The sequence below is a fragment of the Mesorhizobium sp. B2-2-4 genome, assembly GCF_006442375.1.
In the GTDB taxonomy this organism is placed as follows: Bacteria; Pseudomonadota; Alphaproteobacteria; order Rhizobiales; family Rhizobiaceae; genus Mesorhizobium.
The window spans coordinates 244,307-265,568 of the sequence record NZ_VFWB01000005.1; the positions used below are offsets into that span (position 1 = coordinate 244,307).

Annotated in this window: 25 protein-coding genes; 13 read left to right on the plus strand and 12 right to left on the minus strand. The window is 64.5% G+C overall.

The features are described 5' to 3' along the window. The first annotated feature begins 137 nt into the window (after positions 1-137). The gene (locus FJ959_RS14660; RefSeq protein ID WP_246680802.1) at positions 138-1,220 is read left to right on the plus strand and encodes an ionic transporter; all 1,083 of its coding nucleotides are present in this window, start codon (positions 138-140) and stop codon (positions 1,218-1,220) included. A 22-nt stretch (positions 1,221-1,242) separates the two neighbouring features. On the opposite strand, the gene FJ959_RS14665 is transcribed toward FJ959_RS14660, so the two are convergent. From FJ959_RS14665 to FJ959_RS14675, 3 genes are read right to left on the minus strand one after another with little or no spacing between them, the layout of a single operon-like run. After that, positions 1,243-1,818, minus strand: a complete 576-nt coding sequence (locus FJ959_RS14665) for a hypothetical protein (RefSeq protein ID WP_140516193.1) — start codon at positions 1,816-1,818, stop codon at positions 1,243-1,245. Then, complete coding sequence (locus tag FJ959_RS14670) at positions 1,815-2,435, minus strand: hypothetical protein (protein WP_140556356.1); 621 nt, start codon at positions 2,433-2,435, stop codon at positions 1,815-1,817. Before FJ959_RS14670 ends, FJ959_RS14665 begins: the two co-directional genes overlap by 4 nt. Next, positions 2,432-2,992 carry a hypothetical protein gene (locus FJ959_RS14675; RefSeq protein ID WP_224519033.1) on the minus strand — a complete coding sequence of 187 codons (561 nt, stop codon included), beginning with the start codon at positions 2,990-2,992 and terminating at the stop codon, positions 2,432-2,434. Before FJ959_RS14675 ends, FJ959_RS14670 begins: the two co-directional genes overlap by 4 nt. Positions 2,993-3,436: 444 nt before the next feature. Between FJ959_RS14675 and FJ959_RS14680 the strand changes: the two genes are divergently transcribed. Next, positions 3,437-3,739: a hypothetical protein gene (locus FJ959_RS14680; RefSeq protein ID WP_140499120.1), complete on the plus strand. Its 303-nt coding sequence runs from the start codon at positions 3,437-3,439 to the stop codon at positions 3,737-3,739. Positions 3,740-3,802: 63 nt separating this feature from the next. On the opposite strand, the gene FJ959_RS14685 is transcribed toward FJ959_RS14680, so the two are convergent. After that, the gene (locus FJ959_RS14685) at positions 3,803-4,507 is read right to left on the minus strand and encodes a helix-turn-helix transcriptional regulator (RefSeq protein WP_140499435.1); all 705 of its coding nucleotides are present in this window, start codon (positions 4,505-4,507) and stop codon (positions 3,803-3,805) included. Positions 4,508-4,806: 299 nt separating this feature from the next. Here FJ959_RS14685 and FJ959_RS32300 point away from each other — a divergent pair, with 299 nt between their 5' ends. Next, the gene (locus FJ959_RS32300) at positions 4,807-4,953 is read left to right on the plus strand and encodes a hypothetical protein (protein ID WP_224618688.1); all 147 of its coding nucleotides are present in this window, start codon (positions 4,807-4,809) and stop codon (positions 4,951-4,953) included. A 128-nt stretch (positions 4,954-5,081) separates the two neighbouring features. Further along, positions 5,082-5,666 (plus strand): GcrA cell cycle regulator, encoded by a 585-nt coding sequence (locus FJ959_RS14695; protein ID WP_140499116.1) that lies wholly within the window; start codon positions 5,082-5,084, stop codon positions 5,664-5,666. Positions 5,667-5,907: 241 nt separating this feature from the next. On the opposite strand, the gene FJ959_RS14700 is transcribed toward FJ959_RS14695, so the two are convergent. Both FJ959_RS14700 and FJ959_RS14705 read right to left on the minus strand, forming a co-directional pair. Beyond that, a complete protein-coding gene (locus tag FJ959_RS14700; protein ID WP_181165274.1) occupies positions 5,908-6,210 on the minus strand; it encodes a DUF982 domain-containing protein in 303 nt (100 codons plus the stop codon). A 99-nt stretch (positions 6,211-6,309) separates the two neighbouring features. Next, complete coding sequence (locus tag FJ959_RS14705) at positions 6,310-6,591, minus strand: DUF982 domain-containing protein (RefSeq protein ID WP_140499114.1); 282 nt, start codon at positions 6,589-6,591, stop codon at positions 6,310-6,312. Positions 6,592-6,725: 134 nt separating this feature from the next. On the opposite strand from FJ959_RS14705, the gene FJ959_RS14710 reads away from it, so the two are divergent. Beyond that, entirely contained in the window at positions 6,726-7,322 is a 597-nt protein-coding gene (locus tag FJ959_RS14710; protein ID WP_140521422.1) for a DUF6456 domain-containing protein, read from the plus strand. Positions 7,323-7,429: 107 nt separating this feature from the next. On the opposite strand, the gene FJ959_RS14715 is transcribed toward FJ959_RS14710, so the two are convergent. Continuing rightward, the gene (locus tag FJ959_RS14715; RefSeq protein ID WP_140499110.1) at positions 7,430-7,735 is read right to left on the minus strand and encodes a hypothetical protein; all 306 of its coding nucleotides are present in this window, start codon (positions 7,733-7,735) and stop codon (positions 7,430-7,432) included. Positions 7,736-7,884: 149 nt separating this feature from the next. Next, positions 7,885-9,846 carry an acyltransferase family protein gene (locus FJ959_RS14720; protein ID WP_140630546.1) on the minus strand — a complete coding sequence of 654 codons (1,962 nt, stop codon included), beginning with the start codon at positions 9,844-9,846 and terminating at the stop codon, positions 7,885-7,887. Between the two features lie 263 nt (positions 9,847-10,109). Here FJ959_RS14720 and FJ959_RS14725 point away from each other — a divergent pair, with 263 nt between their 5' ends. The 6 genes from FJ959_RS14725 to ugpC all read left to right on the plus strand — a co-directional run bounded on the left by FJ959_RS14725 (position 10,110) and on the right by ugpC (position 15,996). Beyond that, positions 10,110-10,994, plus strand: a complete 885-nt coding sequence (locus FJ959_RS14725) for a dihydrodipicolinate synthase family protein (protein WP_140630549.1) — start codon at positions 10,110-10,112, stop codon at positions 10,992-10,994. 19 nt (positions 10,995-11,013) lie between these two features. Beyond that, the gene (locus FJ959_RS14730) at positions 11,014-11,673 is read left to right on the plus strand and encodes a GntR family transcriptional regulator (RefSeq protein ID WP_140499104.1); all 660 of its coding nucleotides are present in this window, start codon (positions 11,014-11,016) and stop codon (positions 11,671-11,673) included. A 63-nt stretch (positions 11,674-11,736) separates the two neighbouring features. Further along, complete coding sequence (locus FJ959_RS14735; RefSeq protein WP_140630552.1) at positions 11,737-13,074, plus strand: sugar ABC transporter substrate-binding protein; 1,338 nt, start codon at positions 11,737-11,739, stop codon at positions 13,072-13,074. Next, positions 13,074-14,075 (plus strand): sugar ABC transporter permease, encoded by a 1,002-nt coding sequence (locus FJ959_RS14740; RefSeq protein ID WP_224519032.1) that lies wholly within the window; start codon positions 13,074-13,076, stop codon positions 14,073-14,075. The genes FJ959_RS14735 and FJ959_RS14740 overlap by 1 nt, the downstream gene beginning before the upstream one ends. Then, positions 14,076-14,897 (plus strand): carbohydrate ABC transporter permease, encoded by an 822-nt coding sequence (locus tag FJ959_RS14745; RefSeq protein ID WP_140499101.1) that lies wholly within the window; start codon positions 14,076-14,078, stop codon positions 14,895-14,897. It begins immediately after the preceding gene. A gap of 34 nt (positions 14,898-14,931) precedes the next feature. Further along, the gene (gene ugpC, locus FJ959_RS14750) at positions 14,932-15,996 is read left to right on the plus strand and encodes a sn-glycerol-3-phosphate ABC transporter ATP-binding protein UgpC (protein ID WP_140630554.1); all 1,065 of its coding nucleotides are present in this window, start codon (positions 14,932-14,934) and stop codon (positions 15,994-15,996) included. A gap of 64 nt (positions 15,997-16,060) precedes the next feature. On the opposite strand, the gene FJ959_RS14755 is transcribed toward ugpC, so the two are convergent. After that, the gene (locus FJ959_RS14755) at positions 16,061-16,366 is read right to left on the minus strand and encodes a hypothetical protein (RefSeq protein WP_140499097.1); all 306 of its coding nucleotides are present in this window, start codon (positions 16,364-16,366) and stop codon (positions 16,061-16,063) included. Between the two features lie 220 nt (positions 16,367-16,586). Next, positions 16,587-17,156, minus strand: a complete 570-nt coding sequence (locus FJ959_RS14760; RefSeq protein ID WP_140559838.1) for a TetR/AcrR family transcriptional regulator — start codon at positions 17,154-17,156, stop codon at positions 16,587-16,589. 104 nt (positions 17,157-17,260) lie between these two features. Between FJ959_RS14760 and FJ959_RS14765 the strand changes: the two genes are divergently transcribed. Together FJ959_RS14765 and FJ959_RS14770 are read left to right on the plus strand one after the other, a co-directional pair. Beyond that, the gene (locus tag FJ959_RS14765; protein ID WP_140516171.1) at positions 17,261-18,076 is read left to right on the plus strand and encodes an oxidoreductase; all 816 of its coding nucleotides are present in this window, start codon (positions 17,261-17,263) and stop codon (positions 18,074-18,076) included. Positions 18,077-18,172: 96 nt separating this feature from the next. Next, entirely contained in the window at positions 18,173-19,174 is a 1,002-nt protein-coding gene (locus tag FJ959_RS14770; RefSeq protein ID WP_140521587.1) for an NADP-dependent oxidoreductase, read from the plus strand. 57 nt (positions 19,175-19,231) lie between these two features. Here FJ959_RS14770 and FJ959_RS14775 read toward each other — a convergent pair whose 3' ends face one another. Beyond that, positions 19,232-19,888 carry a GntR family transcriptional regulator gene (locus FJ959_RS14775; RefSeq protein WP_140499090.1) on the minus strand — a complete coding sequence of 219 codons (657 nt, stop codon included), beginning with the start codon at positions 19,886-19,888 and terminating at the stop codon, positions 19,232-19,234. A 232-nt stretch (positions 19,889-20,120) separates the two neighbouring features. Then, entirely contained in the window at positions 20,121-21,152 is a 1,032-nt protein-coding gene (locus FJ959_RS14780; protein ID WP_140630557.1) for a hydroxyacid dehydrogenase, read from the minus strand. Positions 21,153-21,262: the final 110 nt, after the last annotated feature.

Here is a 21,262-nt window from a genome sequence, read left to right on the forward strand (position 1 = left end):
CCTTGCCGCGCCTTGCCATGTACGTGCGATGGGGCGAAAGTGCGATCTTTCCTGGTCTCGTAAACAGACCGCCTGTTTGCACTCGCAAGATCGAAGAGAATGGCATGACTTACTTCTTCCGCCGTCGAAGTGAGGCAATGACCTTCGGCCTGCCTGTGGTCTGCTGCGCGCTGGCGTTGATATTGCAATCGAACATAGAGCCGATCGAAGATCGGACGGCGATTGTGGTGATCGTTGCCGGCATATCGATCATCCTTACCTTGGCAACCGTCTTTGCCGTGGTGCGACATGCGGAGGCGATAGCCCGACGTGTTGGACAGCCGTACGGCACCCTGGTCCTTACCTTGGCCGTAACGACGATCGAAGTGTCGATCATCGTCTCGATGATGCGACATGGCGCCAACAATCCGACCCTGGCGCGAGAATCCGTGTTCTCCACGGTCATGATCGTTTGCACCGGCATCGTGGGGCTGTGCCTGACACTTGGCGGGTGGCGGCACCGCCACCAGGACATCCGAAGGCAAGGCACAAGTTCCTTTCTTTCGGTGCTGACCGCGATCACGGTGCTGACGATGGTGCTCCCGAACTATACGCTTGCCACCAGCCCCGGGACATTTTCTCCCACGCAACTGGCTTTCGTCGCGCTGCTGTCGCTCTTGCTCTACGGCAGTTTCGTTTTCGCCCAGAGCTACAGCCAGAAAGAGGACTTCCTGGAGGTGCAGCTGCGTGAAAGCGCTCCGGAAAGCCATTCTCCGCAGGTCCACGGCGTGCCAACGCATTTCGTCTTCCTGCTTCTGGGACTGGTCGGGATCGTCCTGCTGACGGAACGGGTCGCGGCTGGCGTTGAAGATGGCCTTACCTACCTGCAGATCCCGCAATCGGATGCGATCGTCGGCGCGATGATTGCGTTTGTCGTGCTGCTCCCCGAGGCGATCTCCGCCATCAAGGCATCGTGGGGGAATGAGCTCCAGCGCGCATTGAACGTCGCTTTGGGCTCGGCGTGCGCGACCATCGGACTGACGATCCCGGCAGTGGCGGCGGCCAGCCTCATCACCGGAAAGTCGCTCAACCTCGGTCTCGGTCCGAGCGACGTGATTTTGCTGGTTCTGGCCCTTGCGGTGAGTGTCGTAAGTTTCAGTACCGGACGCACGACGGTTCTCACCGGACTTGCTCACCTCGTCGTCTTTGTTGCCTACGTCCTGTTGATCGCCGTGCCGTGACTCCGGACTGCCGGCGCTGTCGCTACTTCGGCGGCCGTTGAAACCGCAGGTACCACGGCCGCCCGCTTCCCAGCCCAATGGCGGGACGGATGGTCTTGATGGCATCCTCCGGCACGATGAAGGTGTCGCCGATGGTGATGACGTCGCCTGTCTTGGCGCCGGAGAAGATCGCCGAGGTGCAGTTCATCACGCCGTCCGGCAGTCTGACGCCCGAAATCATGTCGGGGAGCCAGCGGCGGCCGGCGGCATCGGTCAGCATCAGCCTGCAGCCCAGCCATTGCTTCTGCAAGTCGGGATCGCCGACGGTGACGGAGAAGGTGGCGATGACGGCGAAGGCCTGATCGGGCAAGCGGCCGGCCTTGCCGCCGCGCAGGTCCGCCAGCTTCCAGTCGCTGCCGCCGAAGTGCGCGGACTGGCCAAACTCGACATCCCTGGCGATGAGGTCTTCGCCGCCCAGCCATTCGCGCAAGCTGTCATGGCTGGTTTCTGCCAGCGCCAGCGGCAGCAGGATGACAAGCGCCGCCAGGCTGCGCCTGCGCCATTTTTTCTCGACCTGCCGCTCGGCGGCCGGCCCCATGTCGGTCGCGACGGCGCTCATGGCTTGCCCTGCGGTGTCTGGCCCGGAGAAGTCTGGCCCGGTGGTGCATCCAGATCGTATTGCGGCAGGATGCCGGCCGGTTGTCCATCGGCGCCGGCAGACAACCCGTCGAAGCTGATGCGGGCCTGCGCGTCGAGCGCGCCGAATTGGCGTTCCGAGACCAGCAGCCTGGCGCCGCCGATCTGGTCGGGCGGTACTTCGAAGACGAACAGGCCGCGTTTTTGCAAGCCGGGATCGACGCCGTGCGGCGGCATGTCCTGGCGATAGCCCAGCCGCTCCGTCTGGCGGTAGCGCAGACCGGTCGGACCTTGCCAGGTGCCGTCCGCGACCGTGATGGAGGCGTCGGTCGCGGTGAGGCTGGTCGTCACCACCGCCCACACGCCGCTCGTCGTCAAAAGCTTTTGCTGCCCGAACTGGTTGGTCTTCAGCGCGCGGGCAAAGACAACCTCGTCAAGCCGGACGTCAAAGCTGCGTGCCCGCACCGTGTCGTGCATGGCGCCGTCGACCGGGATGGGCGCGGTGAGGTCGGCATAATGCGGCTTGGAAAGCTGCATACCGTAGCTCAGCGCCACGGTGGCGGCGAGAATCGCGAGATTGCCGAGGACCCGCATCTTCATGAGCCGGCTCCCGGCGTGTCCGTTGCCGGCATATCGGCGAGCGGCAAGGTCACGGTGCCGAGACGGTAGGGATTGTACCAGCCGGGCGTGCCGTAGAGATTGTCGCGCGGCTTGAAGATCTCCGCGGTGACGCCGAAGGCGAGCGTCGGCGGCACGGCGGCGTCGCCGGCCAGCGGCCAGACATAGGCCAGGCGCTCGGTCATGCCGGGGTGCAGTTCCGGCGCCAGGGTCGAATCGCGTATCAGGGCGATCATCGGCATCGAGTCCGGCAGGGTGATTCCCTCCGGCTTGAAGACAGCGAAGTAGGCCTTGTTGGATTCGGCCGTGCGGTTGGTCATGTCGGCCTCCAGCACCAGTGCCTTCTGGCCCGGTTTCAGCGGCACGCCATGGATGTCGGCATGGCTGACGTAGGCACGCACCGGTTTGATGCGCCAGCGGCCGGCATCGATGGCGGCATCGGACGGCAGTTGCGGCGGAGGGTGAGCGGGCAGGGCGCCAAAGGCGCCCATGAGGCCGGCCGCCAACAGCGCGGCGATGGTTCCCGCGCCTGCCGTCATCCAGGCCTGGACTCTTGAACGGGCAGTCTTGAACATTCCCTGATATGCACGTCGAACGATCAGCCACCCGCAGGCAATCTAGGAAGAAAACGCGCGGATGGGAACCCGCAAATGGCGGCATTGCCCAGCTCTTCTCGTGGCTGCGTCTCTCTCGTGGCGCAGTGTGGTCGCCGACGGCTTGGCGAGCCCGCCTATGCCGCCTGCAAGGCCCAAATGCGGTGGCCGTAGCGGCGGAAGAAGCGCGCCAGCAGGCGCGCTTTTCCTGGCGGCGATCGGCCCGGCGGTGCTGCACGCGCGCCGACTCGGCTTTGCAAGCTATATAGAAGCATAACTCAAAAATTAGCGAAAGAGAAACTTTTGCGGAGCCCTGAAAGATGCGACTCGACTCTCGTTTCAAAACGCAGGAATATGTGAACAAACAAGGAACAAAAGAGGCGAGCCGCGATGGCATTGACGGGCAGGGGATCAGTGATTGCGGATGTCGTTTCGATATCGGTCGAATGCGCCGATTGCGGCCGCAACAGGTGGTGGAAGCCCGATCAGCTGCGGCGCTTCGGCGTGACTGGCAATACCCCGCTGGCAGCGCTTTCGGGCCGGCTGGTCTGCTCGGCTTGCCGCGCCGACGGGCTGCCGGGCACGGCGATCCAGATCCGGGCAGCGTTTATCGACGAGCGCCAGCGCGTGCGCAGCGAGGCGCTAATGCTGAGCGAGCGCGAGATGCCGTTGGAGGGATCGGGGCGGGCGTGAGGGTGGCATCGACGCTGGGTTTTGCCTGCTCTCCTTGTGGGAGGAAGAATTGCCCCGTCGCCCTCAATAGCCCAGCAATTCCTTCAACGGAATGACCCGCCAGACCTGCTTGATGGCGTAGCGGTTGAAGGTCAACGTCTTCGGCGGATTGTACTGTTCGACCACCAGTTCGGCGGCGGTGCGCTTGACCAATTTCTTGATGAAGGCCTTGCCGTTGCGTTCGTTCTCTTCCGGGAAGGTTTCGATCACCACGTGATCGCCCGGGACGGCATCGCGGCCGCCGCAATAGATCAGGTCTCCGGGCTCGTAACGGGGTACCATGGAATCCGAGAGCACATGCAGCGCGAACACCTTGGCCAGGTTGCGGATGCCGGGTGGGCGCTGGACGTAGCCGGCGGGCTCGCCGTTGAAGGTGAAATCGCCGTCGTCGCCGCCAACGGCGGCGCCCAGCACCTGGATGTCCATCGGCCCGGCGGGGGGCGGCCCGGCGTCGGTGACGATCTCGGCGTCGTTGACCGGTCCGGCATCGTCGAGGAAAACCACCTCGCCCTTGCCGAGCGCGACCGGGTCGACACGCAGAAAGGCGGCAGTCTTCAGGAGGTTTTCCGTCTTGGGCAGGTTGCGACCGGTTTCCCAATTGCCGACGGCGGCGACGTCGGTGTCGTTGTGCTCGGCGATGTGGCGCATGACCAGGCCGCGCTGCTTGCGCGCCTGGCGGATTGCCGCCCCGACCTTGATCGACAGTTGCGTTTTCACCATGGCGCCCATGTGACCAACAAGCGCTGCTTTCGTCCATGAAAGAATGGCTTGCATAAGTTTTTGAGTTATGCTTATATCCGTTCATGCAAAAGCTCAACCCCTTCCGAGTCGAAAGCGCCCTCAGGCCAGCTTCACGCGAGCCGGCCAGCGCTCATTCCCTTTCGCCCCGGCTGTCCTCCTCCCCGGCCAGGGCGAAGCGTGAGGCTGATTGCCCCGATGCATCAGCCGCACGTCCGGTCCGCCCGTCACCGGCGGCCGGAACGGCCGGAGCCGCCGCTCCCCGCGGCTCCGGCCCCCAATTCAGCGCGGTGCGGATCCGCTCCCTGATCCGCACCGAGGACGGCACCGTGATCCTGCTCGACAGGCTGACGGGCAGGGCGGTTTTCGCACCCGACCGGGTGACGGCAGAGGCGCGGCTGGCGCGCCTCGCCGCGCTGGGCGGCCGGCCGGGCTGAGGCCGCCAATCCAACGGCCGACAGGCCGGATCCAACCCAACAATGCCCACCGCCTGCGGCGGGCCGACACCGATACTCGCCGGCGGCGTCGCGCGCTGCCGCGGCCGCGCAATGGACGGAGACCAGATATGGCACTTTACGGCGACAAGGAATTGCAGGCGATCGCCGGCTGGCTGACGGACGGACTTTCCGCCTCGCGCATCGCGGCTCGGTTCAGCGCGTCGCGAGGCAGCCCGGTGTCGCGCGACGCCATCATTGGCATCGTTCACCGCAACGCCATGCTGAGTTCTATCGGCTTTGCCAACAGCAAGCGGATCGCGGCAGCCGAGAGGGCGAATGACAAAGCCGCGGACCGCGCCGCCAAGGCCGGACACAAGCGCGTGCCGAAGGGTGAAGGTGCGGAACGCCTCGCAGCGCGCGAGGCCGGCGTGCTGATCGCGGACGGGCAAGCCTACCGCCTCGAGGTACCGGTGCCGCACCGAAGCCCGATCGGCCGCCAGCCGCATGGCGTGGCAATGCGCTTCGTCGACTGCCTGTTCGGCCGCTGCCGCGCTCCGCTCGACCTGGCGCTGGAGCAAAATCCGGAAAACGACGCGCCCGGCGGCCGGCCGGGCGTCCACATGCTGTGCTGCGGCATGCGCACAAGGGCGATGAAAAGCTACTGCACCTATCACCAGGCGCGCTTCCGCCGGCGTGTCTGCGAGGCGGGGTGAGCTTCCTCCCGTTCTGGAGAGAAGCTAACGGCAGGCGGGCGGCGCCGGGTGCAGGATTGGGAACGGCATGAATTCGGGAGGGAGATTGAGTTAGATGCAAGGTATCGAAACGGTGGCGCCGCCCCTCATTGCCCTGCCGGGCATTTCTCCCCGTAAAACGGGGAGAAAGAGACTAGCTGCAACGCTGGCTTTTCTTCTGCAATGGTGGCGATCTGGCGGGAACGGCGGCCACGCAACGCCTTTATTTTGGCAGATCGTGGCCCTGCTTTGGCATTCGCACGCTCATTGCATCAGGCATCGCTGGCCGGCCGTCGTCGCCGGCCAATATACGGGTAACCCGGGCGAAGCCGGTGAACGCTTTCATCGCGTCGGCGTGCGAAATCTGCGCCGCGATGGCTGCGCTGCACGCGTTGAGCGCACTGCGGTAGACATGACCACGCCGTTCAATCGGCCAGCGCTGCAGGAAGTCGGCTGCCTCAGCGACGCCGTCGATCACCTCGACATGCCCGTCCAGGCATACTTTGAGCGGAGATCCTGTTTTCATGGTACCCACGGCGGTTACCTTGGCGTTGCGCGCGGCTCGGAAGCCAGCCCCTATCAACGTGCAAGGCGGCGGCGCGGTTGCATCACGTTTTCAGCCACCTCACGGGCCCGCGGCGGCGTCGAGCCATTCATGGGCGCGGCTACGCGGCTTAGCCACCAGCAGCCCCTGCTGCCCGGCCGCCTTGGTGAAAGCCTCGAAGGCGACGCGCTGGCGGCAGCTGCCGTCGATGGCGAGCCTGACCAGCCTTGCCGCATCCAGATAGGCGGTGGCCGTCTTGTCAGGCCATTGCCGGCGAAGCGCGGTCGCCGCCTGGGCGATGGAGCCCACCAGCATGGTCTTGTTGTCGCAGAAGCGCAAGGTCACCGGCATGAAGGCGGTCATGGGCATACCTCCTGTTGGTTTGGTGCGGCACAACGCCCAGCCTCGCCGCTGGTTCCGGCGCACGCAGCCAATTTCGCCAGGGATCGCTGCCGCGCCAGCCAGCACCTCAATCCACTCCCCACAAGGACGCAGCCATGAGCAAGAAAGCCGCCAGATCAGCCAAACCGCAGACGCCGAAGCTGCCGAAGGGCGAGGCCGAGCAGGTGCGCATCCGCCGCGAGGTCGGCCATGATTTCGCGTTGCGGGACGATGAGTTCGGCCGCAAGCGGCTCGCAACCGGGACATCGGAGGCGCGGCGCGTCTATGAGGTGTCCAATGACGGCCATACCTCCACCGGTGGTATCGTGCGGGTGCGCAGCATCGATCCGCTGCTGGGCATCACCTCGCTGTCGCGCCAGCAGCGCGAAGCCGGTCTGCGCTACCGCGAGGATTTCCGCGCCAGCCAGCAGGCTGATATCAAGCCGATGCGCTGGAGCGAACGCGTCGACGGCGACAGGACAAGCGGCGGCATCACCGACAGCGTGCTCAATGCCGGACGGTCGCACGCCGCCGCGACCCGCGCGCTCGGCCATTGGGAGGTGGTCGACGTGGTCCGGAAGATCGTGTGCCTGGAGCAGTCGGTCAGAGGCGTGGCGGGAGAGATGAGCGAGGGCAGGGACGTGGCGGCAAAGCTGTTGAGAATCGGGCTCGATCTGCTGGCGATGCACTACGGGATGATGATGCGACGATAGGGTTGGGCCCCGAGGAGTTGCGGCGCGCACGACAAGTGCTCCGCTCCAGGGCATGGCGCTATGCATGACATCCGGCCGGCGCGATGCCGGCCGGATTGGTTGTCAGGTCAACGCCTGCAGACGCGGACTCTCTCGATGACCCGATGGTGATGACGCCAGTGCTTGATCACCTCGGTGTGGCAGCGACGATGACCGTAGTAACGCGGACGGTAGCTCTCGTCATACATGCTGTAGCGGCGATAGTAGCCGTCATCGTCGGAATAATCGCGATAGTGGTGACGATATCTGGGAACATAATAATCGTCGTCATAGCCGTTGCCGATGCCAAGCGTGATGCTGGCGGCATTTGCCGGGGCGATCACGGCCACCGCCGAAGCGACGGCAATCACGGATGCGAGCAAGAGTTTCTTCATGGCAACCTCCTCTTTAAGGCTCATCTAATAAACGCTGCCCTCGCGGCCCTGTTCCCATAAAGCCGGTAAACCAATGTTTCGTGCCCGCGCGCGCTGTGAGGGGGCGGCGCCTTGGCAGCGCGCCTTTGAAGAAGGGACGTTAACCCCTTCTAAAACAGCGCCTTCTCCAGCGGCTTCTCCAGCGTCTCGGCGAAAGCGGTCGCCAGATGGTGGCGGTCGCGGAAGGCGATCTTGCCGCCGATGAAGACATGGCAGGTGGTCTGGTTGCAGAACTGGTCGGTCATATCGACATAGCGGGCGTTCGGAATGCTGCGCACGACGTCGCGCTCCACCGCGGCCATGGCGTCGTTGGCGGCATAGGCGCGCGTCTGATCACAGAGCGAGGGCGTGTCGCCGCGCCACAGCGCACGCGCCACGCAGGTGTCGACCTGCTCGTCGTTGAAGGGCACGTCGCGGATGAAGGCGACTTTCAGCCCGGCCTTGCTGAACGTCTCCAGCGTCGAACGCAGGCCAGCCTTCCACTCCGCGTCCTGACTGTCGGGCTCATCCTTGCCGGCGGCCATCTTGCGCGAACTGGTCAGGGCGATTTCCGAGATCACCACCAGGGCCGGCCTCAGCGCCAGGATCTCCTTGATCGACTGCTCGCGCCACTGGTCGCATTCGGCGTAGTCGCGCTTCAGCTTGCTCGACCATGTCGACAGCCGGGACGCCCGGCACGAGGATTTGAGCCAGGTAACCACCCGGTAATCGCGCTTTTCGGCCGCCTGGATCAGCGGCGTCGACCAGTGGTCGGCATGTGAATCGCCAAACAAGGCGATCGTGCCTTTCACATTCTTGGCGCCAAACACGCAGGGCTTCGGGGTGATGGTCTCGTAGTCGAGCACGCAGCCGCCCCTGGCGCGCGCGGTGGATGGACGCGCCGCACTTTGGGCGATGACGCGCTGCTCCGGATCGAGTTCGTGAACGGCAAACTTGGCATTGGCGTAGGCCGCGACCACGCCGGCGCCGGTCAGCAGCGCCGCGGGCACGAGCGCGCGGGCGGCGCTTGCCATCAGCCAGCCGTTGCGGCGCACGGGGTTTTCGATGACGTGATAGGTGAAGATGGAGAGCATCAGCGTCAGTGCCAGGCAGGCAAACCTGTCCAGCCCGGAAAGCTCCGCGGTGACCATTCCCGCATAGACGATGACCGGCCAGTGCCAGAGATAGAGCGAGTAGGAGAGCTTGCCGATCCATTGCATGGGCGGCAGCGACAGGAGAGCCGCGGGGCCGCCGGCCAGCTTGCCATCCGCTTGGCGCTCGCCTGCCCCGCTGACCAGCAGCAGCACCGTGCCGACGACCGGCAGCAGCGCCAGCAGGCCGGGGAAGGGCAGCGCCTCGTCCAGCAGCAGATAGGCGGGCACGATCAGCGCCAGGCCGAGCCAGCCTTGCGCGGCGCGCAGCCGCGGGTGGTACTGGAGGAAATTTGCCGGCACCATCGTAGCAAGCCCGCCGGCGGCGAACTCCCAGGCCCTCAGCGGCGAGAAATAGAAAGCCCAGGGCGGCGAAACGCTGGTCAGCCAGGCGCAGGCCACGAACGAAACCAGGCCGGTGACGCCGATGACCACGATAGCGGCGCGCCGTCCCGGCCGCAGCCATGCGGCGAGAACAAGCAGCGCCGGCCATGCGAGGTAGAACTGCTCCTCCACCGACAGCGACCAGAAATGGATGAAGGGGTTGTTGGCGGCATCGGAGGCGAAATAGTCGAACGACCAGCGGATCAGCCACAGATTGATCATATAGGCCGAGGCAAACATCGCGCCCTTCGAATAGAGCGCCTGTTCCTCCGGCGACAGGATGAAGGCGCCGGCCAGCAGCGTGGCGAGGATGACGAACAGCGAGGCCGGCAGCAGCCGCCGGGCGCGGCGGGCATAGAAGCGCCACAGGTTCAGCCGGCCGCTCTCGCCGATCTCCTGCAAAAGATGTCTTGTGATGAGATAACCGGAGATAACGAAAAAGATGTCGACGCCGGCAAAACCGCCGGGCAGGGCGGCGAGGCCGAAATGATAGGCGACGACGCCTGCTACCGCCAGTGCGCGCATTCCCTCGATATCGGGTCGGAACGATGCTGCCACGACAAATCCTTCGTGCAAGCCCAACCCGCGACCATTGTTAGTCGGGGCGGACCGTATCGCAATGCAACAAATCTTTCGCAACGCAACATGGCAGGAAAAAGGACAGCGGCAGAAACGGAGATGACGGTGACGCGAGGCATGGATGACGCCTGCCGCCGGACGCCTCACATCTTATGTTTCCGGTAAATGGTGCCCGCCCTATTTACGACTAACATGTTAGCGTGATAGCACTGCCTGCGAACTGCTCTTTTGGAGGCTCGCTGGTGACATCGCGTTTTGGTCTTTCGGTTGCTCTGGCCACGCCTTTCGATGCGTCGGGGCAAATCCTCATTCCACCCATGGTGACGTGGGCCCGAAGCTGCCTGGCGCAGGGCTGCACCAGTGTGACGCTTTTCGGCACCACCGGGGAGGGCGCTTCGGTCGGCACCGAGGAGCGGCGGGCTGTCACCGAGGCGATGCTGGCGGCCGGCATCGCGCCGGATCAGCTTGTCGCAGGCGTGCTGGTCGATGCGGCCGAGGATGCAGCCGAGCAGGCTCGGCATGCCTTGCAGCGCGGCGCCCGCAACATCCTCCTTGCCCCTCCCAGCTATTTCAAGAATATCGGCGACGATGGGCTTTTCGGCTGGTTTTCCGCTGTCTTTGCCGCTCTCGGTCCGCTGGCCCGCGGCGTGCTGCTCTACAACATTCCCTCGGTCACCACGGTGCAGCTTTCGCTGGGGCTGATCGGCCGGCTGCGCCAGGCGTTTCCGGACGTGGTCGCCGGCGTCAAGGATTCCGGCGGCGACTGGACCTATAGCGAGGCGCTGCTCGGCGCCCATGGCGATCTGGTGATCCTGATCGGTGACGAGCGGCATCTGGCGCGGGCGGTCAGGATCGGTGGCCAGGGCGCGATTTCGGGCATGGCCAATTTCGCCGCCGGCGAGGTCCTCGCCATGGCGCAGACGGGGCAGGACGATGCGCGGGTCGAGCGTTTCGTGCTCGAGCTGCTCAAGCACCCGGTCATTCCTGCGGTCAAGGTGATGGTGGCGCGCAAAACCGGCGACGAGCGCTGGCTGGCGGTGCGGCCGCCGCTCGAGCCGATCGCGGCGCCGGGGCGCCAGCAGCTTGGCGCTGCCTACGACACTCTTTTCGCGGCCGCGGCGGCCTGACGGGAAGGGAAGCGCTGAAATGGCCAATGGCGGCGACCAGACAAATCTGCGGGAGCAGGCCTATGCCAGCTTCACGCGGCATTTGCTGGCACGCGACCTCAAGCCGGGCCAGTTCGTGTCGCAGCGCGAACTCGTCGCCTTCACTGGCCTGCCGCTCGGTGCCATCCGCGAGATCGTGCCGCGCCTGGAAGCCGAGGGGCTGCTGACGACGATTCCGCAGCGCGGCATGCAGATTGCGCACATCGACATCAGCCTGATCCGCGAGGCCTTCCAGTTCCGCCTGTTCATGGAGCGCGAGGCGGTGGCGCTGTTCACCGTCAGCGCCTCCGACGACGAACTCGCGCGCTTGCGCCGCGAGCATGAGGACATGCTGGCGCAGGCGCTGGCGCAGACCCCGACGCCGGAGATGGAGGCCAGGGCTCAGACCATCGACTGGGCCATGCACGATACTTTCATCGATGCGCTCGGCAACGAGATCATTGCCAAGGCCTATCTGGTCAATTCGGTGAAGATCCGCCTGATCCACCAGGAACGGTTCCGCATCGACGGGCGCGTGGTGCCGGTGATGCGCGAGCATCTGAGCGTGATCGAAGCCCTCGAAAGCCGCAATCCACAAAAGGCGGTCGAGGCGATCAGCCAGCATATCGACAATGCGCGCCGGCTGGCGCTCCATATCTGAGGAAGCAGGCCGCGCCGTGCCTGTCGCGGCGCAATCGACAACGACAGCAACCGGGAGGAAGAAATGCCGTCCAATCCATTCAACCCAACCAGAAGACAGCTCCTTGCGGGCGCCGCCATGCTCGCCGGCGCCGGCTTTGCCGGTATCCGCCCGAGCCTTGCCGCCGGCGTCGACTGGAAGCGCTTCGCGGGCACGACGCTCGATGTCAATCTGGTGAAAAGCCCGCGCAGCGACACGCTGATCAAATATCTCGCCGAGTTCGAGGATCTGACGGGCATCAAGGTCAATGCCGAGGCGACGCCCGAGCAGCAGCAGCGCCAGAAGACGGTGATCGAGCTCAGCTCCGGCAAACCCAGCTTCGACGTCGTGCATCTGAGCTACCATGTGCAGAAGCGGCAGTTCGAGAAGGGGGGCTGGCTTGCCGACATATCGGGCTACCTTGCCGACCCGACGCTGACCGATCCGAGCCTGGTCGAAAAGGACTTTGCCGATGCCGGCATGCTGTTCGCCAAGGATGGCCAGGGCGTGCTGCGCTCGCTGCCGTTCTCGGTCGACTATTGGATAATCTACTGGAACAAGGAGGCGTTCGAGGCCAAGGGCCTCAAATACCCCGAAACCTTCGATCAGCTCGTTGCGGCCGCGGAGGCGCTGACCGACCCGTCGACCAACACCTACGGTTTCGTCGCGCGCGGCCTCAAGAATGCCAACACGCCGGTCTGGACCTCGCTGATGCTCGGCTACGACATGACGCCGCTCGACGACAAGGGCAAGCTGCGCACCACCGCGCCCGAGGCGGTAGAGGCCGCCGCCCTCTACCAGCGGCTGATGACCAAATCCGCGCCGCCCGGCGTCACCGGCTTCAACTGGGCCGAAGCGCAATCCGCCTTCCTGCAAGGCAAGATAGGCATGTGGTTCGACGGCGTCGGTTTCGCGCCGCCGATGGAAAATCCGGAGAAGTCGAGGGTGGTCGGCAAGGTCGGCTACGGCGTGATGCCCAAGGGCCCCAAGGCGCATGCCTCGGGTACGTTCGGCGACGGGCTCGGCGTGACCACGGCCAGCGAGAAGAAGGAAGCCGCCTACCTCTTCTGCCAATGGGCGGTGTCGGCCGGCATGGGCGCGCGGCTGCTGCAGGCAGGTGCCGGCGTGCCGTTCCGCAAATCGGTGCTGGAAGACCCCAAGGTGCGCGAAGGCGTGACCATGCCGGCGAGCTGGCTCGACGCCGTGGTCGGCTCCGGCAATGTCAGCCGGCTGGCGCTGCCGGTCATCATCCCGGTCACCGAGTTCCGCGATATCTATGGCGTGGCGCTCAGCGACCTGCTCGCCGGGGCCGACCCGGCGGAGGAACTGAAAAAGGCGACGGAACAGTTCCAGCCGGTCCTCGACAGGAGCGAGCAAGGCTGATGTCCGCAACTGCCCCAGAGCGCGCCGAGGCGACGACGAGTCGCGCCGGGGCGACGACGGATCGCGCCGGGGCGACGACCGATCGTACCGGGGTGACGAAACAGGCAAGCGAGGGGGGCCGGCCCGTCAAGCTGGCTCCCAGCTACTGGCCCTTCGTCGTCCCCGCGCTGGTCGTCGTCGGCGCCGTCATCGTCTTTCCCTGGGCCTTCACGCTGTGGATGAGCGTCAACCGCTGGACGCTTGGCCAGTCGCGAAGCTTCGCGGGGATGGAGAACTATCTGCGACTGGTCGGCGATGGGCGGTTCTGGGAATCGCTCGCGCACACTTTGTCCTACACTTTCCTTTCGGTGGCCGCGCCGATGCTGCTCGGCACGGTCGCGGCGCTGATCTTCGATGCCCGGTTCCCGCTGCGCGGCGTGCTGCGCGGTATTTTCGTGATGCCGATGATGGCCACGCCCGTCGCCGTGGCGCTGGTCTGGACGATGATGTTCCATCCGCAACTCGGCGTGCTCAACTACCTTCTGTCGCTGGTCGGCATTCCGGCGCAGGAATGGATATTCAACGCCAGGACGGTCATCCCCTCGCTGGTCGCTGTCGAGACCTGGCAGTGGACGCCGCTGGTGATGCTGATCGTGCTGGGCGGGCTGGCCTCGGTGCCGCGCGAACCCTTCGAGAGCGCCGAGATCGACGGCGCCAATGCTTGGCAGCAGTTCCGGTACCTGACCTTGCCGATGATCGCGCCGTTCCTGATGATCGCGGTGATCATCCGCACGATCGACGCGCTGAAGAGCTTCGACATCATCTATGCGATGACCCAGGGTGGACCGGGCACGGCCTCCGAGACCATCAACATCTATCTCTACAACATCGCCTTCTCCTATTACGACGTCGGCTACGGCTCCGCCATGGCGGTGGTGTTCTTCGTTCTTATCGTAGCGCTGTCCTTCGTCCTGCTGATGCTGCGCCAGCGCAGCCGCTGGACCGACGCGGAGGGCAAATAGATGCGTTCGCGACTGCTCAACCGGATCGGCCTGTTCTTCGCCGCCCTGGTCTTCGTCTCGCCGGCGATCCTGTTCTTCCTCTGGATGATCTCGCTGTCCCTGAAATTCGAGATCGACAACGGCGCCTCCCCGCCGGTCTTCATCCCCGAGCACGTGGCCTGGTCGAACTATGCCAAGGTGTTCGAGGAGAACAATTTCCTGCTCTACTTCTGGAACTCGGTGCTGGTGACCGGCACGGCGACGCTCTTGGCGCTGCTGATCGGCGTGCCTGCCGGCTACGGCATAGCGCGGCTCAAGGCCGAACGGTCGGCGGTCGTCATCATGATCGCGCGTATGACGCCGGGGCTGTCCTACCTCATCCCGCTGTTCCTGCTGTTCCAGTGGGCCGGCATATTGGGCACGCTGTGGCCGCAGATCATCATCCATCTCGTGGTCACGGTGCCGATCGTGGTCTGGGTAATGATCGGCTATTTCGAAACCACGCCGATGGAGCTGGAGGAGGCCGCCAGCATGGACGGCGCCTCCTCATGGCAGGTGTTCCGGCTGGTCGCGTTGCCCATCGCCAGGCCAGGCATCGTGGTGGCCTTCATCCTGTCCATCATCTTCTCCTGGAACAATTTCGTCTTTGGCGTGGTGCTGGCCAGCCGCGAGACGCGGACCTTGCCGGTCGCGGTCTACAACATGCTCTCCTACGAGCAGGTGAGCTGGGGGCCGCTGGCCGCCGCCGCACTGGTGGTGACGCTGCCGGTGCTGGTGCTGACCATGTTCGCGCAAAGGCAGATCGTCGCCGGGCTGACCGCCGGCGCGGTCAAGGGCGGCTGAAGCCGACGACACTCTTTCCAGGTGAGGACATGAAATGGCAGCGGTGACCATCAACAATGTGCAGAAGGCATTCGGAGCGACCAGGATCATTCACGACGTCAGCGTCGACATCGCCGATGGCGAGTTCGTGATCCTGGTCGGACCTTCGGGCTGCGGAAAGTCGACGCTGCTGCGCATGATCGCGGGGCTGGAGACGATCTCGGGCGGCAGGATCGCCATCGGCGAGCGGGTCGTCAACGATCTCAGGGCGCGAGACCGCAACATCGCCATGGTGTTCCAGAACTACGCGCTCTACCCGCATATGACGGTGGCCGACAATATGGGTTTCGCGCTCAAGATCAAGAAAGCCGATCCGGCCGATACCGCCGGCCGCGTCAACAGGGCGGCGAGTATCCTCGGCCTGGAAAAGCTGCTCGACCGCTTCCCGCGCCAGCTTTCGGGCGGCCAGCGCCAGCGTGTCGCCATGGGGCGCGCCATCGTGCGCGACCCGCAAGTCTTCCTGTTCGACGAACCGCTCTCCAACCTGGACGCCAAGCTGCGCGTGCAGATGCGAGGCGAGATCAAGGCGCTGCACCAGCGGCTGGGCACCACCACCATCTATGTCACGCATGACCAGATCGAGGCCATGACCATGGCCGACAAGATCGTGGTGCTGCATGACGGCCTGGTCGAGCAGGTCGGCGCGCCGCTCGACCTCTACGACCAGCCGGCCAATCTCTTCGTCGCCGGCTTCATCGGTTCGCCCGCCATGAATTTCATTCGCGGCCGCATCGAGGAAGGCGTCTTCCGCAGCGCAGGCGGGCTGACCTTGCCGCTGCCGGCGCCGCTTCATCCGGCACAGGTCCCGGGCGGAGAGCTGGTCTACGGCATCCGCCCCGAACACATCCGCGCCAGCAGCCAAGGCATACCCGGCGGCGTCACGCTGCTGGAAGCCACCGGTTCGGAGATCTTCGCCAAGGTCGACTGCGGCGGCGAGGAGATAGACTGCCTTTTCCGCGAGCGGCTGGCGCTCAAGCAGGGCCAGCTGGTGCGCATCGAAGTCGACCACGCCTGCGCGCATCTGTTCGACGCCGAAACCGGCCGGCGCGTCGGCGCATGACAACAGCCCCGCGGGACGGGGCTGTCTTCAGGGTGCGGGCTATAAAAGCCTGCTCTTTGCCGGTCTATTTGCTGCCACCATTCGCCTTGACGCTGCTGCAGAACTCCGGATGGCTGTTGGCGGCGTTGGCGTCCTTGGCCTCGTCGTCGCAGGCCGTCATCATCATCTTCTGGTCTTCCGGAGTGAGCGCTTTCCATGCCTTCGTGAACTCGTCGCTGCTGCGCATCTTCTTCATGCTGGAGTCGGTGTAGAAGGGCTGCATCTTGGCCGGGTCGTCGAGTGCCGACGTGCCCTTGTTAGCGGCGGCGAGGGCCGAGCCCGCGAGCATCGAAAGCGTCATCGCGCCGACGCAGATCATCTTGATGTTCATGATAGGATCCTTCCCTGTTGCTCTTCGACCGTCGAAGCAACGATCTTCAAAGAAACGGAAGGTTTGGAGGAAAGTTCCGGTTCGCCATGCCAGCTGAGGCCCGGTCTGAACAAATATATTGTTCAACGGCGGCGAAACTTTCCGCTTTTTTCTTCGTTTGGCTGCATCGTTAGATTTGCAGCGGGGGCACATCGCACGGGATAGCGCCTTCCTCTTCACCCTAGCGCGGCTGGACCAGAGTCCGCGCCGCCTCCGCTCCCGCCGTCAGCATGCGATCGGACAATTCGGTTCCCTCCACCGCGCGGGACAGTTGAAGGGCGCCGATGAGCGCCGCGAAAACGCCCAATGCAACGCCCTCCGGATCAGGGATTCCAGGCGGCAACTGCGCCGATAGCTGGCGCACCAGAGTCATTAATCGTTCGGTGTAGAGCGCGCGGGTCTCGGATGGCTGACGCGCGATTTCGGGCAACAGCGCCGCCGAAGCACAGCCGGTCTCCGGATGATCCCGGTGCTCGGGCGACAAATACATGGCGAGGGCCAGATCCAGCCCTCCCGAGGCCAACGCCTCCTGCAATTGCTGCGACTGAGCCTCCAGTGCCGCGACCATGCTCTCGCGGACGAGTTCGGCCTTGGATTGAAAGTGTGGATAGAAGGCGCCGTTCGTCATGCCGGCGTCGCTCATGATGCTTGCCAGTCCGGACGCGGCGATGCCGTCACCGCGAAACCGTTCGGCGGCGACCTCCATGATCCGGCTGCGTGATGCGTCCTTCCGGCCTTTTTCGTAGCGCATGGCGCTCCTTCCGCTTCCCTATTGCATTACACCCGTAATGTGATATTACGATCATAATTCAATCATCGCCGAGAGGCAAGACCTCTCGAGTTCGGAGTCACCAGATGAACCGGAATTCAGGAAAGACGGCGATCGTGACCGGCGCCTCCTCCGGCATCGGCCGCGCCAGCGCGGAGGCTTTGGCGCGGGCGGGTTTCACCGTCTTCGGCACCAGCCGCAAAATATCAGGCCAGGGCTCGGACGGGATATCGATGCTGGTTTGTGACGTGACCGATGACGCGTCGGTCGCAGCTCTGGTTTCAGATGTCCTCGCCAGGACCGGCCGGATAGACCTTCTGGTCAACAATGCCGGCGTCGGGCTGCTGGGAGGCGCGGAGGAATCCTCGGTTTCCCAGTCCAAGGCCCTGTTCGATGTCAATCTGTTCGGCGTCATGCGGATGATCAACGCGGTGCTGCCGTCGATGCGGCGGCGCGGCGAGGGGCGCATCGTCAATATCGGCTCGATCCTGGGATTGGTCCCCGCGCCGTACTCGGCCCACTATTCCGCCGTCAAGCACGCGCTCGAAGGCTATTCGGAATCGCTCGACCACGAGGTTCGCGCTTTCAACATCCGGGTTTCGGTCATCGAACCTGCCTTCGTGCGCACCGTGTTCGACCAGAACGGGCTCGAGCCCGATTCCGTCATGAAGGAATACGATCAGGCCCGCGCCGGTATCGACGCATTGCTTCGCGACGTGATGCCGAAAGCAGACCCTCCGGAAGCGGTGGCGAATGTGGTACTCAGGGCCGCCACCGAGAAGCGTCAGCGCCGACGCTACACCGCCGGCAAGACAGCCCGCCTGGTCAGCACGCTGCGGCGGTTCGCGCCCGCCGCGACGTTCGACAAGACCTTGCGCAAGCAGTTCCGCCTGCCTGCCTGAACGGAACGTGCCAAGTCGGTGCCCGCACAAGCAGTTTCGCTGCCCCGAAAGCCCGGCCTGTCCGATATCGGGATTCATTTCAAGAAAGCGAATATGATGAAAGCCTTTGTCGTCGACAAATATCAGAAGAAGGGCGCCCTGCGGCTTGCAGAGATGCCTGAGCCGGAACCGCGCGACAACGACGTCTTGATCGAGGTCCACGCCGCTGGCGTAAACCTTCTCGATTCCAAACTCCGGGACGGCGAGTTCAAACTCATATTGCCTTACCGCCCGCCCTTCATCCTTGGCCACGACGTGGCCGGCATCGTCGTTAGCGTCGGGTCGAAAGTACGCAAATTCAAGATCGGCGACGAAGTCTATGCGCGGGCGCGCGACGGCCGGATCGGGACTTTCGCCGAGTTCATCGCCGTCGAAGAAGCCGACGTGGCCGTGAAGCCCGACAGTCTCAGCATGGAGGAGGCGGCCTCCATTCCGCTGGTCGGCCTGACGGCCTGGCAAGTGCTCGTCGACAGGGCAGGGCTGAAGAAAGGGCAGAGGGTGTTCATCCAGGCCGGCTCGGGCGGTGTGGGGACATTCGCCATCCAACTGGCAAAACATCTCGGCGCCACCGTGGCGACGACGGCCAGTGCCGCGAGCGCCGATCTGGTGAGACGTCTCGGAGCCGATGTCGTCATCGACTACAAGAAGGAGGACTTCGAGAAGGTCCTGCACGGCTACGACGTCGTCCTGAACAGCCAGGACGCCAAGACGCTCGAGAAATCCCTGCATGTGCTGAAGCCGGGTGGAAAGCTCATCTCCATCTCCGGTCCACCGGATCCCGAATTCGCTAGGGACAAAGGCCTCAACATTGTCCTGAAACTGGTCCTGCGCCTGCTGAGCCGCGGCATACGCGGCAGGGCCAGACGCGCCGGGGTCGGATATTCGTTCCTGTTCATGTGGGCGCAGGGCGATCAGCTGAACAGGATCACGTCACTTATCCAATCCGGCGTCATACACCCTGTCATGGATCAGGTATTCCCATTCGAAAAGACCAACGAGGCGCTGGCCTATGTCGAGACGGGGCGCGCCAAGGGCAAGGTGGTCGTGAAGGTGAGATAGAAGGCGCCGGCGCCGCTCGGCCTGTTATCAGTCTTGCGCCTTTTAGCCAGGGCGGTCTCAGCCGCTCTCGATCTCCTGGAGATAGAACGCCTTGCTAGGCTGCAAATGGTCGACGCAGAGCTGCGCCAGCACCCAATTGTCCCGGCGCTTCAGCGCCTCGATCATCATCGCGTGGTGCTGGCGCGAGATGTCGAGCTTTTCCCTGTCGGCCAGCGAGTTGGCCCGCACCGGCAGGCTGAGGCGCATGTAATGCTCGATCGAGGCCACCAGATAGGCATTGCCGCAGGCCGAGAACATGGTGAGATGGAAACGATCATTGGCCTCGTGGATGCCGCGCAGGTAGCCGCTCTCGACATGGTCGTTATAGATGCGGAGGATCTGCGTCAGCTCTTCGATCAGCGCATCGCTCGCCGGCAGGCGGATCATCAGCGCCGCCTGGCGCTGCAGCATCTCGCGCACCTCGTAGATCTGCCGTACCTCGTCGGGCGACAGCCGCCGCACCATGGCGCCCTTGTTGCGCTCGCGCGTGACGACGCCTAGCCTTTCGAGCTGATAGAGCGCCTGTCGAATGGTATGGCGCGACACCGGGAAGCGGGCGAGCAGCACGTCCTCGACCAGGCGCGCGCCGGGCGCCAGCCTGCCGAAGATGATGTCTTCCTCCAGCGCGTGGACGATATCGGCTTCCTTGCCGCCATAATCGATCGTGTTGAGCATCGCGCTCCGTCGCGTTTTCGACAGCCTCATGGCGAGGGCCGCTCTTGCCGCCTTGCCATGGCGAAAAAAGAGAACCGGACCGCTTGGCCGGCCGGACCGATTGGCCTTGAGCCCGCCAGCTGCGCCATTACCGCCGACGGTCCCTGCCGCTTGCCGAGCCCCCAGATGGGCCGGGCGAGGGTCGTCGCTGGCCATGCTTTTGTCAAGCGACGCGAGGGACGTCGCCGCCCTGTCAGTTCCTGTCCACCGGCTTTGAGCGCATGCGCGAGACCGTTTCGCGCTCGGCGCGCTTGGAGCGCAGCGGCGGCAGGCCGCGGTCGATCAGGTCCATGTCCTCCAGCACCATGTCGCCCATGCGCTTGAAGGCGATGTCGAGCGCGCCGGCGCGGTGGGCCGAGCGCAGGAAGCCAGGCAAGGCGCGCACCGGGTGGTCCCACGCCAGCGGCTCCTCGGGGAAGACGTCGCTGGCGGCGAGGATGTGGCCGCCCTTCACCGCCGCCATCAAAGCGGGGAAGTCGACCACGCCGGCGCGGCTGAGCAGGATGAAGGCCGCGCCTTTGCGCATCCTGGCGAAGGCGTCGGCGCCGAGGAAGCCCTGGTTCTCGCTGGTCACCGAGGCGACGACGAAGACGAAGTCGCTGGCGGACAGCACCTCGTCCATCGAGGCCGGCTCGACGCCATTGTCGATCAGGATCGACGGCGGCAGCCAGGGATCGAAGACTTTTGTCCTGGTGCGGAAACCCGACAGCAGCCGGTTCAGCGCGCGGCCGAGATCGCCGAAGCCGATGATGCCGACATCGGCGCCTGACAACAGCCGCGCCGTCCGGTTGCCGTCGCCGCCCCACAATTCCTCGCCCTTGCGGAAGGCAAGGTCGGCATCGACGATGCCGCGGGCGAGGTTGAGCGCCATGGCAAGGCCGAGCTCGGCCACCGGCTCGGCGAAGACCAGGCCCGTTGTGACGACATGGATGCCGCGCGCGAACAGCGTTTCATAGGGCATGTTGTCGATGAGGTTGCTCTCGACATTGAAGACGCAGCGCAGCGCCTTCATCTTCTCCAGCGTCTCGGCCGCGATCGGCGGCTGGCCGACGATGTAGCGGGCCTCGGCCAGCACATCGGCCGGCAGTTTCGCCACGCCGTCCGGCGTCGTCTCGACGATGCGATATTTCTCCTTGAAGCGCGCCAGCTGCGGCGGCGTGAAGATGAGGTCGAGCGTGCGCGGTTCGGGCGCGCTGATGACCAGCGGCAGGGCGCTGTCGGACATGGCGAATTCCTCCCGGCGCGATCGTTTTGGCGCCCTTCTGGATCCAATCTATCCCGGATTAAACGACTTACAACATGCATACGGAGGAGGAAAATTTCGCGACAAGAAAG